The organism is Kitasatospora sp. NBC_00315 (assembly GCF_041435095.1).
Lineage (GTDB): Bacteria > Actinomycetota > Actinomycetes > Streptomycetales > Streptomycetaceae > Kitasatospora.
The window spans coordinates 5165376-5180810 of record NZ_CP108025.1 but is presented as its reverse complement, the minus strand read 5'-3'; the positions used below and the strand labels follow the sequence as shown (position 1 = coordinate 5180810).

The window sequence follows — 15435 nt, the reverse complement described above, 5'->3', positions numbered from 1 at the left end:
GAACGCACGGACGGCCCGGACGCACGGACGGCCCGGACGCACGGACGGCCCGGACGCACGGACGGCCCGGACGCACGGACGGCCGGTGCCCGAGGGCACCGGCCGTCCGTGCGTTCGCTGCGGGGCTCAGTAGCGGTACTGGTCCGCCTTGTACGGGCCCTCGACCGGGACGCCGATGTAGTCGGCCTGGTCCTGCGAGAGGACGGTGAGCTTCACGCCCAGCGCGTCCAGGTGCAGGCGGGCGACCTTCTCGTCCAGGTGCTTGGGGAGCACGTAGACGCCGACCGGGTACTCCTCGGTCTTGGTGAAGAGCTCGATCTGCGCGATGGTCTGGTTCGCGAAGGAGTTGGACATCACGAAGGACGGGTGCCCGGTCGCGTTGCCCAGGTTCAGCAGGCGGCCCTCGGAGAGCACGATGATGGTGCGGCCGTCCGCCTTGCGCCACTCGTGGACCTGCGGCTTGACCTCGGTCTTCACCACACCGGGGAGCTTGGCCAGGCCGGCCATGTCGAGCTCGTTGTCGAAGTGGCCGATGTTGCCGACGATCGCCTGGTGCTTCATCTGCTCCATGTGCGAGGCAAGGATGATGTCCTTGTTGCCCGTGGTGGTGATGAAGATGTCGGCGATCGAGACGACCTCCTCCAGGGTGGTGACCTGGTAGCCGTCCATGGCGGCCTGGAGGGCGCAGATCGGGTCGATCTCGGTGATGATGACCCGGGCGCCCTGGCCGCGGAGCGACTCGGCGCAGCCCTTGCCGACGTCGCCGTAGCCGGCGACGACCGCGACCTTGCCGCCGATCAGGACGTCGGTGGCACGGTTGATGCCGTCGATCAGCGAGTGGCGGCAGCCGTACTTGTTGTCGAACTTCGACTTGGTGACGGCGTCGTTGACGTTGATGGCCGGGAACAGCAGCTTGCCGTCACGGTGCATCTCGTACAGGCGGTGGACACCGGTGGTGGTCTCCTCGGTGACGCCCTTGATGGTGGCGGCGACCTCGGTCCACTTGCGCGGCGTCTCGGTGAGGGTGCGGTTGAGCAGCTCCAGGATGATCCGGAACTCGTCGTTGTCGGCGGTCGACGGGTCCGGCGCGGCGCCGGCCTTCTCGAACTCGACGCCCTTGTGGATCAGCAGCGTGGCGTCACCGCCGTCGTCCAGGATCATGTTGGGCGTCTGGCCGTTCGGCCAGGTCAGCGCCTGCTCGGTGCACCACCAGTACTCCTCCAGCGTCTCGCCCTTCCAGGCGAACACCGGCACACCGGCGGGGTTGTCGACGGTGCCCTCGGGGCCGACCGCGATGGCGGCGGCCGCGTGGTCCTGGGTCGAGAAGATGTTGCAGGAGCACCAGCGGACCTCGGCGCCGAGCGCGGTGAGGGTCTCGATCAGGACGGCGGTCTGCACGGTCATGTGCAGCGAGCCGGTGATCCGGGCGCCGGCCAGCGGCTGGGCGGCCGCGTACTCCTCGCGGATCGACATCAGGCCGGGCATCTCGTGCTCGGCCAGCTGGATCTCCTTGCGGCCGAACGGCGCCAGGGAGAGGTCGGCGACCTTGAAGTCACCGGTGGTGTTCGACGACATGCGTCTGCTCCTCGCTGCATGGGGATGGGGCGTGGGCCAAGGTCCGGTGTGCGTCGCAGCACGGCGCGGCCGCGGATGCGCGGCAACGCCAGGGCCGCCGGCGAACCGGCTCCCTGCTGCACGGCACAATCCGTCGGAGGACCTCTCTCCCTCGACCAGGTGGGGGCGGCTGACCGCCCGTGACCGATCGACCGCCATCAGCAGCGACGTTTGGCTCTGCTGACGAATCTACACCGAGGACCCGGGAAGCCGGGTCCGGTACGGCTGGATCCGGCCGTACCGGCCGGCGGACGAGGACGCTCAGTGGGCGGCCGAGGGGCCCGGCCCGCCCGGCGTGGCCTGCGGGTCGTCCCCGGCGGCGGCCTTCTCCTCGCTGTAGACGTCCGGCTCCAGGTAGATCGCCCGGGCGATCGGGACCGCCCGGCGGACCCTGACCTCGGCCGCGTCGATCGCCTCCGCCACCTGGGCGGCGCTGTCCTCGGCGTTGACCCCGATCTTGGCCGCCACCAGCAGCTCCTCCGGCCCGAGGTGCAGGGTGCGCATGTGGATCACCCGGGTGACGGCGTCGTGGTCGATCAGCGCCTCCCGGATCCGCTGCACGGTGTCCCTGTCGGCCGACTCGCCGAGCAGCAGCGACTTGGTCTCGGCCGCCAGCACCACCGCGATGACCACCAGCAGGATGCCGATGCAGAGCGTGCCGACGCCGTCCCAGACGCCGTTGCCGGTGATCACCGTGAGCGAGACGCCGAGCAGGGCCAGGACGAGGCCGATCAGCGCGCCGGTGTCCTCCAGCAGGACGACCGGCAGCTCCGGTGCCTTCGCCCGGCGGACGAACTGCACCCAGCCGAGCGTGCCCTTGGCCTTGGTGGACTCCTTGATGGCGGTGCGGAAGGACCAGCCCTCCATCAGGATCGCGAAGACCAGGACCCCGACCGCCCAGCCCCAGCCGCGGAGCTCGTGCGGGTCGTGGATCTTCTCGTAGCCCTCGTACACCGCGAACAGGCCGCCGACGCTGAACAGCACGATGGCGACCAGGAAGGCGTAGATGTAGCGCTCGCGCCCGTATCCGAACGGGTGCTCCTCGTCGGCCTCCCGGCGGGCGCGCTTGCCGCCCACCAGCAGCAGCACCTGGTTGCCGGAGTCCGCGACGGAGTGGACGCCCTCGGCGAGCATCGAGGAGGAGCCGGTGAAGCCGAAGGCCGTGAACTTGGCCGCCGCGATCGCCAGGTTCGCGGACAGTGCCGCCACCAGTGCCTTGGTCCCGCCTTCGGTACTCATGCTCGGGTTCGTTCCCTCCGACTGGGCCGGTGCTCCGGCCTGCGCCGCACTGTGCCGCGCTCCTGCTGTGCTGTGCTGTGCTGTCGAGCGCATACGGTATCCCGGCCGGGGTCGGCGGCCGGGCTCCGGCCGCCCGTCGGACCGGCAGCTGTCGGAGCGCCACCCGTCGGACCGTCGGGGCACGCCGCGTCAACGGCCGCGTCACGCCGGTCGGCCGTCGGTCGGCCTCGGTCGGCCGGTCTCGGTCAGCCTCGGCAGATCGTCGGCCGTCGCTCGTCGGTCGTCGCTCGTCGGTCGGCCGTCGGTCGGCCGGTCAGCCCGCCTCGGCCGCCAGACCGAGGTAGACGGCGGCGAAGTCGGTCAGCGCCACCAGATCGGCCAGCGCGTGCAGCCGGTCCTGGCGGCCGCTGGCGAACTCGGTCAGCCGGACCTCGTGGGCGGCCGCCAGCCGGTGGGCCCGCGACACCGCGAGCCCGCGCGGCGCGTCGTCGTCGGCCGGCTGCTCGTACGGCCCGCCCGAGTCCTCGCCCCGACCCTCGGCGCCGCCGTCGGAGCCGTCCGGGCCGCTGCGGCCCGGGGTGTGACGCAGCAGCAGCACCTGGAGCAGCAGCGGGTCCGGCTCGTCGATACGGTCGCGGAAGAAGTCGTCAGGATCCGCACCGGCCCCGAACTGCCCGACGAACATGCCCCGGTGGGCGAGCAGCACCTGCGGCAGCGACCCGGCCAGCGCCGGGCGCCCGGCCCGGTCGGCGAGCAGCGCGGCGAACCGGTTCGCGGCGGCCGCGGCCAGCGGGCCCTCGGCCCAGAGCAGCGGGACGGTACCGGCGAGCCGGGCGGCCAGGCCCTTGGCCGGATTGATGTACGCGGCGGCGTCCGGGCGGCAGCGCACCGCGCTCTCGTCCAGCCGGTCCGCGGTGGCCGGCAGGGAGCCGGACGGGAGCTGGGTGACGCCGGTCTTCTCGGCGAGCGCGAGCAGCGGTGCGAGGAAGGCCCACAGCGCACCCGGGTCCTCGGCGGGCAGGTCGGGCTCGGCCACCCCGCGGCCGGTGGCGCCGGCACGGCCGTCCGGGTCCTCCTGGTCGGGCAGGGCGGGCGGGACGAAGGGCAGCGGCAGTGCGCGGACCTGCAGGGCCGCCTCGGCCAGGCCGCTGCCGGCCGGGGCGATCACGGCGATGGCGCAGCCGCGCGCGTAGCCCTGTTCGGCGAGGCCGATCAGGCCGCGCTCGTCGCCGTCGGCGGTGGCGATCACCAGCAGGTCGAGCGGACCGGCCCAGCCGGGGAGCTGCCAGCTCAGTCCGGCCGTGAAGGCGGGGGCTCGCAGCCGCCGGTCCTCCCGGGCGACCGGGCCCGCGTCGGACGGGGGCAGGACGGTGACCAGACAGGCGGTGCCGGCCACCGCGGCGAGCATCTCGCCGGCCGTCAGGGCGCTGCCGTGGCCGGCGACCAGCACACCGCGCGGGCGGCCCTCCGGGCGCAGCGCGGCGAGCCCGGCCGCGTCCGCGAGGCGCAGGGCGGTGCGCACCCGGGCGCCGACCCCGGCGAGGGCGAGCAGCGCGTGGTCGTGGTCGGCCCGTTGGAGGGCTGCCGGATCGTCGAGCAGGGTGTCGTCGAGCATGCGCTGGCCTCCGGCTCTGAGAGGTGCTACCGACGGGGCCGATCCGGCGGGGACCGGCCTGGGCCCGGTGCGGGGCCCGGGTCAGGAGGGGCGGCGGGCCTCGTCGACCAGCAGGACGGGGATGCCGTCGCGGATCGGGTAGGCCAGTGCGCAGCTCTCGCCGGTGCAGACCAGCTCGGGCTGCTCCTCGGAGCCGCCCTCGGTGAGCGCGGCCCGGCACTGGGGGCAGACCAGGATCTCCAGCAGGAAGGGTTCCAGCTTCATCGGGCGTCAGGCTCCAGATCTCACGGGGAGGGGCGGCACGGCGGTGCCCCGGCCGGTAGTCACCCTACCGGCCGGGGCACCCCGGAGGTCAGAGCCGGGCCCGCACGTCACCGCGCGGGCCCACGAGCGGCTCGTCCGGGTCGCTCGGACCGGACGACGGGCTCAGGCCCGGACGATGGCCAGGACCGCGTCGCGGACCTCGGCCATCTTCACCTCGTCCCTGGCTTCGGCGTTCAGGCGCAGCAGCGGCTCGGTGTTGGAGGCGCGCAGGTTGAACCACCAGTCGTCGCCGGCCACGGTGAGGCCGTCCAGCTCGTCGAGGCTGGTGCCCGGCAGCTCGCCGTACACGGCGCGGACGGCGGCGACCCGGTCGGCCTGGTCGGCGACGGTGCTGTTGATCTCGCCGGAGGCCGCGTAGCGGTCGTACTCGGCGGTCAGCTCGGACAGCGTGCCGGCCTGCCCGCCGAGGGCGGCGAGCACGTGCAGGGCGGCCAGCATGCCGGTGTCGGCCCGCCAGAAGTCGCGGAAGTAGTAGTGCGCCGAGTGCTCGCCGCCGAAGACGGCGTCCGTGACGGCCATCTCCTGCTTGATGAACGAGTGGCCGACCCTGGTCCGGACGGGCTTGGCGCCGAGTTCGCGGACGACCTCGGGGACGGTCCAGGAGGTGATCAGGTTGTGGATGATCACCGGCTCGGCCTCCCCGGCCGCCCGGGCGCGGGCGATCTCGCGCGCCGCGACCAGGGCGGTGATCGCGGAGGGCGAGACGGGCTCGCCGCGCTCGTCGATGACGAAGCACCGGTCGGCGTCGCCGTCGAAGGCGAGGCCGATGTCGGCGCCGACCCGGCGCACCTCGGCCTGCAGGTCGACCAGGTTCTTCGGGTCGAGCGGGTTGGCCTCGTGGTTGGGGAAGGTGCCGTCCAGCTCGAAGTACATCGGGACGAGGTCGAGCGGCAGGCCGTCGAAGACGGTGGGGACGGTGTGGCCGCCCATGCCGTTGCCGGCGTCCACCACGACCTTGAGCGGACGGATCGCGGTGAGGTCGACCAGGCCGAGCAGGTGGTCGGCGTAGCCGCGCAGGCTGTCCTGGGTGGAGAGCGCGCCGGGCTTGACGTCGACAACCGGGACGGTGACGGTGTCGTCCTCGGCCGTCCAGGACTCGACCAGCTCGCGGATCTCGGTCAGGCCGGTGTCCTGGCCCACCGGGGCCGCGCCGGCCCGGCAGAGCTTGATGCCGTTGTACTCGGCCGGGTTGTGGCTGGCGGTGAACATCGCGCCGGGCAGGTCGAGCTTTCCGCTGGCGTAGTACAGCTGGTCGGTCGAGCAGAGTCCGATCTCGACGACGTCGGCCCCGTACCCGGCGGCGCCCTCGGCGAAGGCGCGGCTCAGCGACGGCGAGGAGGGGCGCATGTCGTGGCCGACGACGATCGCGGCCGCCCCGGTGACCTTGACGAACGCGGCGCCGAAGGCGCGGGCCAGGCTCTCGTCCCACTGGTCCGGCACGACGCCTCGGACGTCGTACGCCTTCACGAGCTGCTTGAGGTCGCGCACTACGGCTCCACCCTGATGTTTCCGGTCTGCGGGCTGGTCGCCCCTGGTCACGATCGGCCGGGTCCGGCAGCGGCCGGTCACTCGGTCAGAGGGGCAGCGTACCGGGGCCGGATGACGGCTCCGGTCCCCGGACCAGCCGGAAGGGGGCGGAACGCGGTCAGTTCTCCGGGGAGCGCAGCACGCGCAGGTGCCCTCGGCGGCCGGCCTCGGAGGGATCGCTGCCGGGGAAGCGCCCCTGACGGGCTGTGCGCTCCTGCGGGCGGGCGGCCTCGCGGACGGCGTTGGCGAGGGCCTCCAGGTCGTCACTGCTGCGGCGCAGCGGACCGGCCTCGGCGGCCAGCCGCACGACGTCCCAGCCCCGGGGGGCGGTGAGGCGCTCGGCGTGTTCGGCGCACAGGTCGTAGCAGTGCGGCTCGGCGTAGGTGGCGAGCGGGCCGAGGACGGCCGTGGAGTCCGCGTAGACGTACGTCAGCGTCGCGACGGCCGGACGGCCGCACGCGGTCCGCGAACAACGACGTACAGAGCTCACGAGGGTGGACGGTACCGCACTCCTCCCCGGGGAGCGAAGACCTGCCCCCGGTGAGTGCGTCGTGTCGCCGTCCACCGGCCCCGCCGCGCCGGTGGCGGGGCCGGTGGGCCGGTGGTCCGGCCGGCCGGTGAGTTGCTGCCGGGGTGGTCCACTTCGGAGCGTGCAAGGACTACGCTCGACAGTGATATGAACAGCTCCGGACCGCAGTCATCGACAGGGCCCTCGCGCCGCCCCAGGCACCGCGACCGGCACGGCCGTGGCCTGCGCGGCCCGCTGGCGCCGCCCCAGGTGCCGATCTCGCTCACCCGCTCCGAACTGTTCGACGACTACGTGCGCGAGTCGGTGGAGCGGCTGGAGCGGCGCTGGCCGCAGCTCATCGACGTGGAGTTCGCCGTCCAGGAGGTGCCGGAGCCGGGGCCGGGCGAGACCGATCCGGACGGCGGCGTGCCGCTGGGTCGCGTGGTGCAGGCGAAGCAGGGCCGCAAGAGCCGGATCGTGGTGTACCGGCGGCCGGTGGAGATCAGGGCCAAGTCCCGCGAGGACCGGGCCGCCCTGGTGCACGAGATCCTGATCGAGCAGGTGGCGGAGCTGCTCGGGCTGTCCCCGGACGCGATCGATCCCCGCTACGACGAGGAGTGAGAGAGGGGGTGCCCCGGCCGGGACACCCCCTCCTCCTCGTCGGCGAGCGGCTCAGCGCACCAGGCTCAGCGCACCAGCAGGCCCGGATCCTGGTCGGCGCGCGGGACCCGCACGGTGCTGCGGTCGTCGGCCAGCGACTGGATGGTGAACATCGGCACGTCCTTGGTGGTGATCGCGAGCATCCGGGCCGCCACCACCGGACCGCCGGAGACCGTCTCCATGGTGATCGCGAAGGGGCCGCTCAGCCCCTCCGGCTCGGGGGCGGGCAGCCCGACCGTGCCGCCCGCCGGGATCTGCACCTCCTTGGTGACCGGGGTGCCGCCGGCGGAGCCCGCCGAGGACGTCACCTTCACGGTCGCGGCGTCACCCGTCGAGGTGAGGTAGAGCGTCGTGGCCCCGCCGCCACGGTTGTCGGCGATGCTCGCCCGCGCGCCGACCGGTACGGCGCCGGAGAGCCAGGCGGCGTCCGACTTGCCGTTCGCGGCCGTGCGGTCGACCCGCAGGGCCGCCACCACGGGGGTCGGGTGCTTGTCGTCGGTCGGCGACACCCGCAGCGAGGCGACCTCGTCGCGGGTGACCTTCCCGAGGTCGACGGAGGCCACCATGCCCGCCTTGACGTGGACGGACTCGTGACCGGCCGGGGTGAACCAGCCGTTCTTGCCGGAGAGTTCGATCTTCAGATCGGCGTCGTCGTCGCCCGGGGCGGCCACCACCAGGTGGGCCGCGGCGGTGTCGGCGGGCAGACCGGGCAGCACCTGGACGGGCGCGGGGGCGGCCGAGGCCGGCACCCAGTCCGCGCCCTTGTTGCCGTCGGCGGCGTGCAGGGCGGCGCCGACCCGGCCGCTGCGGGCGAACACCCGCACGGCGAGGTCGGCGACGGCTCCCTTGGTGAGGGTGGAGAGCAGGACGGCCTGCGAGGTGCCGGGGGCGAGCGTGATGCCGTTGGCGGCGTCGTTGTCGATCGCCCCCTTGTCCCCGTAGAGCTTGAGGTCGACGACGGCGGGGACGGTGCCCGGGTTGGTCAGGCTGACGTAGTCGGTGCGGTCGGTGACGGTGCTCGCGCCGGCGAACCAGAAGTCCGTCCCGGCCGTGCCGCAGGTGGTGCCGGACAGGCCGAGACCGCGCTGCTCGGTGACGGTGGTGGTCTGGCTGACGGTGAAGCCCGGGGCGTAGCCGTCGGTGGCGGTGGCCGTGGTGCCCGGGGCGGTGTCGCCGTTCGCCGCCGGGGCGGTCGCGGGCACGCCGGGCTTGGCCAGCACCAGCCGGGCGTCGGCGGGCGCGGCGGCGGTCGACGGGGCCGCGGCCGGGGTGGCCGCGGTCGACGGGCCGGGCGAGGCCGCAGCGGCGGCGGGCGAACCGGACGGCGCGGCGGAGGGCGCGGCGGGCGGCGGCACCAGGTCGGTGACGTAGCCGAAGCCGCCGGTGGCCGGCGCGCCCGCCGGGCTGTAGGCGGTGAGCCCGGTGGTACCGGTCAGGCCCTGCAGCGGCTGCGGGCAGACCACGGCGGTGCGCTGGACCTGGGCGCTGGTCGCCGTGCCGGCCGCGTCGGAGGCGGCGGCCGGCGGCCGCAGCTCGGCGACGCCGAACACCACGGCGAGCACCACGGCGGCGGCCAGCAGCGACTGGGTGGTCCTGGTCAGACCACCGGCCGCCCGGGGCCCGGGGGCGGCCGCGCCCTCCGGAGCCGCGAGGTCGTCCGGGGCGTCCGTCCGGGAGACCTGCGAGGGGATCTTGAACGTGGGCTTCTTCATCGCGGGTCAGCTCCCCGATCCGTTGTGGTGCGGGTAGGGGTTGCCCTGGTTGCCCTGGTTGCCCTGGTTGCCCTGGTTGCCCCGGTTCGCCGGGTGGTTGGGGTCGTTGAGGTCGTTGGGGTCGTAGTACGGCTCCCCCTGCGACTGGCCCGGCACCCAGACCTGCCGGCCGGGCTGCTGGTACGGGTCGTAGCCGTACCCCTGCTCCGCCTGCTGGTACGGGTCGTAGCCGGGCTGCTGCTGCTGGTACGGCTGCTGCTGGTAGCCGTCCTGGCCGCCGTACGGCGCCGCGGCGGGCTGCTGCTGCTGCTCCGCGAGCGGGTAGCCGCGGCCGTTGGACTGGGACGGGTCCCAGCTGTACGGGTCGGCGCTGTAGGGATCGGCGCCGTACGGGTCGGCCTGCTGGAACGCCTGCTCCTGGTAGGGATCGGCGTACTGGTCGGCGTACCCGTCCCCGTAGGCCGGGGCCGTGTTCGGCGCGGCCGGTGTGCTCCGCGACGGCTCGGACTCGCCGCGGGGCTGCGCCGGGACGGCGCCGGCCAGGCCCTCGTACACGCCGGTGTCCTCCGCCGTGCCCTCCGGGCCCTCGCCGCGTTCGGCCATCCGCCGGGCCCGGCGGCTGCCGGGGGCGGGGGCCTGCGCCTGGGCGGCGGCGGCCAGCGCGGCGGCGGCCACCACCTCCTCGGGCAGGTCGTCGTCGTTGTGGTTGCGCCGCCCCGGCAGGGCGAGCACCAGGAGGGTCAGGCCGATCAGCAGCTGGGCCCAGACCCAGCCGGTGTGCGCCGCGCTGCCCTCACGGGTGACGGCCAGCCGGCCGCCGGCAGCCGGCAGTTTGAAGCCCTGCGCCCACCCGTCGACGGTGACCCGCTCCAGGGCGGTGCCGTCCACGGTGGCCGTCCAGCCGGGGTCGGCCTGCTCCGCGAGCCGCAGCACCCGGCCCTCGGGCCCGGCGGCCACGGTGGTGTTCAGATCCTGCTCGCCCGACGGTACGGCGACCGGGACGCCACCGGGGGCGGTGATCACGGCGCGGGTCGCGGCGGCGCCGCTGACCTGCCAGAGCGCGGCGCCGGCCTCCTGGTTGACCTTGGTCAGACCGGGAGTGGCGTCCAGCACGGCGGCGGCCCTGGCGATCATCGGGTCCCGCACCAGGACGTACGCGATGCCGTAGCCGCCCAGCGCGCTCGCCTGGTCCGCGCCGGAGCCGGCGAGCAGATCGCCGACCACCGTGCTCAGGCCGTTGGCGGTGCCGGCGGTGGCGACCGTGCCCTCGGCCTGGCCCAGGGTCAGGCCGGCGCCGCGCACCAGGGCGAAGCGCACCGAGGCGACGTTCGCGTCCCCGGTCAGGACGAGGGTGCGGGAGCGGTCGGTGGTACCGGCCTCCTCCGCGATGAAGGCGGGCACCTGGGCGGCCGAGGCGGTCCGCCGCATCGGCCCGTCCGCGCCGGTGAGGGCCCACCAGACGGCGGTACCGAGGGGGGCGAGGACGGCGGCGGCGACCACCAGCGCGGCGACCGGCTGACGCCAGCCGAAGGCGATGCCGGCGACGCGGGCGTTGGCGCCGTCCGCGCCGATCGCGGCGGCGGACAGCAGCGCGATGCCGCTGAGCAGGGTCGCGGGACCGGCCCAGGCGGGCACGGCGCTGCCGCCGGAGGCGGGGGTGACGCTGCTGCCGGCGACCACGACCGAGAACACCAGGCCGGCGCCGGCCGCGCCCCAGGCCACCAGCACCGCGCGGCGGCGGTCGGCCCGCAGCAGCGCGGCGAGCGCGGCCAGCACCACACCGGCCGAGAGCCACACCGGCGGGACGCCGGAGCCGCCCGGGTTGACCAGGACGAGGCCGAGGCCGGTCGCCGAGTGGCCGTTCGGGCCGGGCAGACCGGCCTCCAGCAGCAGCCGCGACGGGTGCGCCAGCAGGTGCAGCGACCACGGCGCGAGCACCAGCACGGGCATCCCGAGGATGACCGCCATCCGCAGGCCGAGCAGGCGCAGCGCCTCCAGGCCGGAGCCGAAGGCGCCGCCCCGGGCCACCGCGGCGGCGAGCGCGGCCAGGCCCAGCGGCACGGCCAGGGCCCAGGCCAGCGGCACGAAGGCGGTGGCGAGGGTGAGCAGCAGGACGGTCATCCAGGTGCTGCGCCAGCCGGGCCGGGCGCCCTTGGCGGCCGTCTCGGCGCGGATGCCGAGACCGACGGTGATGGCGGCGGCGCGGGCCAGCGGCGGGAGCAGGACGGCGAGGACGGCGGTGCCGATCCTGCCCTGGGCGAGCGCGCCGGTGGCGGCGGGCAGCAGGGCGTAGGTGGCGCCGGCCCACGCTCGGACGATCTTGGAGTCCAGCAGCGGCCGGGAGACCAGGTAGGCGCTGACGGCGGCGAGCGGGACGGCCAGCACGACGAGCAGGGTGACCGCGAGGTCCGCGTGGTCGAACAGCAGCCAGGACAGCACCGACAGGACGCCGAGGTACGGCGGGGCGGCGGCGGTGGAGCCGGTGCCGACGGGGTGCCAGGAGCCGGCGTACATGCCCCAGAGCCCCGACGCGCCGTCGGCGGCGGGCAGCAGCGCGCCGCCGAGCAGGTAACCGCTGCCGAACAGGCCGCGGCAGGCCGCCAGCGCGAACACCAGCAGCGCGGCGAACAGCACCGGGGCGGGCCGCCGTGCGAGCTTCTTGATCAGGGCGAACTGCTCGACGACCAGGTCCTCGGAGTCCTCGTCACCGGGGCCGGCCTCGACCGATCCGTGGCGCCCGGCGCCGGAGTCGTCGCCGCCGCCGATGCCGAGCGAGCCGATCACGCCTTCGACGGCGAGCCGGGCGGTGGCCCCGGGGGCGGGGAACAGCGTGCGGTCGTCCAGGGCGTCCGCGGCCCGGGTCCTGGCCCGGCGCTTGCGGGCGAGCAGCACCCGGGGCAGCCGGATCAGTTCGTGGCCGAGACCGGCCAGCTCGTCGAAGGCCTGCCGGGCGTCCTTGCCGACCAGGTTGGTGGCGACCCGCAACAGGGTGCCCAGGATGAGCCGCAGCAGGACGTACGGGAGCAGCAGGCCCTTGGAGTTGGCGAGCAGGGTGTAGACGGCGCCGGCCTTGTCGACCCGGTGCGGGTGGGCGGCGGCGCAGTCGATGGCGCGGCGTTCGCGGCTGGCGGCCTCGGCGTGCCGCAGCACCGCGTCCGGGGCGACCACGACGCGGTGGCCGGCGGCGTTGACGCGCCAGCAGAAGTCGGTGTCGTCGCGCATCAGCGGCAGCGCGCGGTCGAAGCCGCCGAGCTGCTCGAAGACGTCGCGGCGGACGAGCATGCCGGCGGTGGAGACGGCGAGCACCGGACGGACCTGGTCGTGCTGGCCCTGGTCCTGCTCGCGGCGGTCCAGGCCGGTCCAGCGCCGGCCGGAGCGGGCGATGCTGACGCCGACCTCCAGCAGCTGGCGGCGGTCGTACCAGCTGCGCAGCTTGGGGCCGACGACGGCGGCGGAGGGCGTGGAGTCGGCGACCTGGAGCAGTCGGCGCAGCGCGTCGGTCTGCGGCTCGCAGTCGTCGTGCAGCAGCCAGAGCCACTCGACGGGCTGGGTCTCCCGGGGGCCGCCGCGGCCGAGGTCGTCCTCGGCGCCGAGCGGGTCACCGAAGTCGTCCCAGCCGCCGGTGACGGGGTCGTAGCCGGAGGGGTCGAGGCTGTAGGGGAGATCCTCGGGGCGCAGCGGAGGGCTGTTGAATACGGCGTCGGCGACGGCGGTGCCGAAGCCGGCCCGGCGCGCGAGGATCAGCGGGCCGCTCTCGGGGAGCCAGTCGCCGAGGGTGTCGGCGAGCAGCTGCGGGGAGGCGTCGGTGGATCCGGTGTCGACCGCGAGGATGCGCTGCACCTGCCGGTCCTGGCCGAGGAGCCCGGCGAGGGCCTGCGGCAGCCAGCGGGCGCCGTCGTGGGAGACGATCACGGCGGTGACCAGATGGCGCGGATAGGCGGGCGGCCTGGCAGCGGAGAAGCCGCTCTGGTGGCTGTAGACAGTCATCGAGTGCGCTGGCCCCTGTTTTTTCAGTGGATGCAGCCGGTGGATGCAGCCGGTGTACGGCAGGTGGTGCGCGCTGCCGTCCGGACGCATCGTCGGTACGACGGTTCGTCGGTACGGGGGCGGCGGTGCGCCGGCCGGATGCTTCAGCACCCGGATGGCGCACCACACTAACGGCTCTTTCCGGTATCGGTGTCAGCGGTGCCCGCGCAGGGGGGCCGCCGCGGCCCGCCGGCCACCGTCCGGACATGCGAAAGCGCCCCACCGTTCGGTGGGGCGCCGGCACATCGTGCGGGGTTCGGGGAAGCCCGGACCGGCCGGGGCCGACGGCACGCCCGCGGGACGCGACGGGGGTCTGCGGGGCGTCCCGCGGCGGCGGCGCGCCCGGCTGCCGCGCGGCCCGCACACCACCGGGCCGCCCGCCGCCGGGGCCTGCGCCGCCGGGGCGTCAGCCGCTCGTCCGGGTCCAGCTCGTCCGGGTCCAACTCGGCCGGCTGCCGCTCGGCCGCGTCCTGCTCGGTCGGGTCGTCGGTGCCCGTCCTGCGGGCCCGGCCTCAGACCGCGCTCTTCTTGAGCCGACGGCGCTCGCGCTCGGAGAGACCTCCCCAGATGCCGAACCGCTCGTCGTTGGCGAGGGCGTACTCCAGGCACTCGGAACGGACCTCACAGGCCAGACACACCTTCTTGGCCTCGCGGGTGGAGCCGCCCTTCTCCGGGAAGAAGGACTCGGGGTCGGTCTGGGCGCACAGTGCGCGCTCCTGCCAACCGAACTCCTCCTCTTCCTCCTCGATGCCCTCACCGATCAACAGCTCAAAGAGCTCGCTCATGTGGCGCGCCTCCTCTGCCCCTCTTGGCGTCCCCGTGTTGCCGCTGCTGAGTGCGGCTGAACGACACGAGTGAAATTACAGTTGCGTCACTCTGGCCCAGTCAAGCCGAGCTCTGGTATTGGGTCGAGGATTCACTCCCCGGCACCAAGGCGTTACGAATAGTGTACATATCCGGACATAGGTGATCTGCCGCCCGTATGACACCGAACCATCCGCAACCACCCACCCGTTGACGTGCAGTCAACACGGGACACGCCGGTCCTGACCACCCCTCGTGAGAAGGGACGTCCAGGGGGCCGGCAAGGGTTCCGGGAGACCGGCCCGCCGGGCCCGCGATGCCGGGCCGCCGACGGCGACCCGGCTGCGACAACCCGTAGGAGCCGGTCATCGGGCTGCTTTCCCGGCGATCTTCACATCGAAACATAGAGGGTGATTTATCACTCCATCCGGTGGTTCATGGGCTCTGAACCCTGATTGTCCGGCCGATCGGGTTGACACCCGCCCCCCTCCTGCGGTCTCCTTGCTCGCATGTCAGAGTTCGCCGCCGCCCGGAGCCGCCAGTCCGCGCTCCGCCCTGCCGCGAACTCCGCCCGTTGTTGTCGCCTCTGTTCCTGTTCCTGCTGTATCTAGGCGCCCGACGTCCCACCGCGCGCCGCCCAGGAAGCTCAGAGGCCGCCCGCACTCCCTGCCAGGACACCCGCGGATCCGGCTGATCCCCTGTCGAACCAGCCGTCTTCCGAGGACGATCCCCATGCGTATGACCCGCATCCGCCGCCGGAACCGCGACCGCAACAAGATCGCCGAATCCGCCGCCCGCGCCGCCACCCGGCAGCCCGTCCTGCCCGCCCCCACCCGACCGTGGGCCGACGGCCTGAGCGACGTCTCCATCGCCGGCGACCCGCTGGCCTTCCCGCACCTCGCCCGGACCGACCTGCCGGCCCACCCGACCACCGTCGCCGGGTACGCGCAGCTCGTCCGCGAGATCGCCGCCGACCGCGCCCGCTGGGAGCCGCTGGTCCGCTACGACGCGCTGACCCGCTGGTACGCCCGGCTGGAGACCGGCCCCGGCTACGAGGTCTGGCTGCTCAGCTGGCTGCCCGGCCAGAGCAGCGGCTTCCACGACCACGGCGACTCCTCCGGCGTGATGAGCGTCGTCCAGGGCGAGCTGGTCGAGCGCTCCCTCACCCACGCCGGCGAGGGCGCCCGCGCACTGCGCCCCGGCGGCCAGCGGGTGTTCTCCTCCGGCTACCTGCACGAGGTCGTCAACGCCACGCTCGAACCCGCCGTCAGCATCCACCTGTACTCGCCGGGCCTGACCGAGATGAACCAGTACGGCCAGCCCGTCATCCCCGAGATGCAGGCGCGGCGGCAGGGCGCCGACCAGGCGCAGGCGCACTGACGCTCCGTCCGCCTGGCAGGATGGGC

The 15435-nt window shown here is 74.3% G+C and carries 11 protein-coding genes; 2 read left to right on the top strand and 9 right to left on the bottom strand.

Features of this window, described 5'->3' with window-relative positions; translation table 11 throughout:
- Nucleotides 1-126 precede the first annotated feature (126 nt).
- The 6 genes from ahcY to OG823_RS21505 all read right to left on the bottom strand — a co-directional run bounded on the left by ahcY (nt 127) and on the right by OG823_RS21505 (nt 6884).
- The gene (ahcY, locus tag OG823_RS21530; RefSeq protein WP_371481204.1) at nt 127-1575 is read right to left on the bottom strand and encodes an adenosylhomocysteinase; all 1449 of its coding nucleotides are present in this window, start codon (nt 1573-1575) and stop codon (nt 127-129) included.
- Between the two features lie 300 nt (nt 1576-1875).
- The gene (locus tag OG823_RS21525) at nt 1876-2853 is read right to left on the bottom strand and encodes a cation diffusion facilitator family transporter (protein WP_371481203.1); all 978 of its coding nucleotides are present in this window, start codon (nt 2851-2853) and stop codon (nt 1876-1878) included.
- A 313-nt stretch (nt 2854-3166) separates the two neighbouring features.
- Nucleotides 3167-4468: an SIS domain-containing protein gene (locus OG823_RS21520; protein ID WP_371481202.1), complete on the bottom strand. Its 1302-nt coding sequence runs from the start codon at nt 4466-4468 to the stop codon at nt 3167-3169.
- 81 nt (nt 4469-4549) lie between these two features.
- The gene (locus tag OG823_RS21515) at nt 4550-4732 is read right to left on the bottom strand and encodes a Trm112 family protein (RefSeq protein WP_371481201.1); all 183 of its coding nucleotides are present in this window, start codon (nt 4730-4732) and stop codon (nt 4550-4552) included.
- A gap of 162 nt (nt 4733-4894) precedes the next feature.
- Nucleotides 4895-6280, bottom strand: a complete 1386-nt coding sequence (locus OG823_RS21510) for a phosphomannomutase/phosphoglucomutase (protein WP_371481200.1) — start codon at nt 6278-6280, stop codon at nt 4895-4897.
- A gap of 157 nt (nt 6281-6437) precedes the next feature.
- The gene (locus tag OG823_RS21505; RefSeq protein ID WP_371481199.1) at nt 6438-6884 is read right to left on the bottom strand and encodes a DUF3499 domain-containing protein; all 447 of its coding nucleotides are present in this window, start codon (nt 6882-6884) and stop codon (nt 6438-6440) included.
- 111 nt (nt 6885-6995) lie between these two features.
- On the opposite strand from OG823_RS21505, the gene OG823_RS21500 reads away from it, so the two are divergent.
- The gene (locus OG823_RS21500) at nt 6996-7448 is read left to right on the top strand and encodes a metallopeptidase family protein (RefSeq protein ID WP_371481198.1); all 453 of its coding nucleotides are present in this window, start codon (nt 6996-6998) and stop codon (nt 7446-7448) included.
- Between the two features lie 65 nt (nt 7449-7513).
- Here OG823_RS21500 and OG823_RS21495 read toward each other — a convergent pair whose 3' ends face one another.
- The 3 genes from OG823_RS21495 to OG823_RS21485 all read right to left on the bottom strand — a co-directional run bounded on the left by OG823_RS21495 (nt 7514) and on the right by OG823_RS21485 (nt 14010).
- Nucleotides 7514-9199 (bottom strand): DUF5719 family protein, encoded by a 1686-nt coding sequence (locus OG823_RS21495; protein WP_371481197.1) that lies wholly within the window; start codon nt 9197-9199, stop codon nt 7514-7516.
- A 6-nt stretch (nt 9200-9205) separates the two neighbouring features.
- The gene (locus OG823_RS21490; RefSeq protein ID WP_371481196.1) at nt 9206-13186 is read right to left on the bottom strand and encodes a glycosyltransferase; all 3981 of its coding nucleotides are present in this window, start codon (nt 13184-13186) and stop codon (nt 9206-9208) included.
- A gap of 551 nt (nt 13187-13737) precedes the next feature.
- The gene (locus OG823_RS21485) at nt 13738-14010 is read right to left on the bottom strand and encodes a WhiB family transcriptional regulator (RefSeq protein WP_073926812.1); all 273 of its coding nucleotides are present in this window, start codon (nt 14008-14010) and stop codon (nt 13738-13740) included.
- A 751-nt stretch (nt 14011-14761) separates the two neighbouring features.
- Here OG823_RS21485 and OG823_RS21480 point away from each other — a divergent pair.
- The gene (locus tag OG823_RS21480) at nt 14762-15409 is read left to right on the top strand and encodes a cysteine dioxygenase family protein (RefSeq protein WP_371481195.1); all 648 of its coding nucleotides are present in this window, start codon (nt 14762-14764) and stop codon (nt 15407-15409) included.
- The last annotated feature ends 26 nt before the right edge of the window (nt 15410-15435 follow it).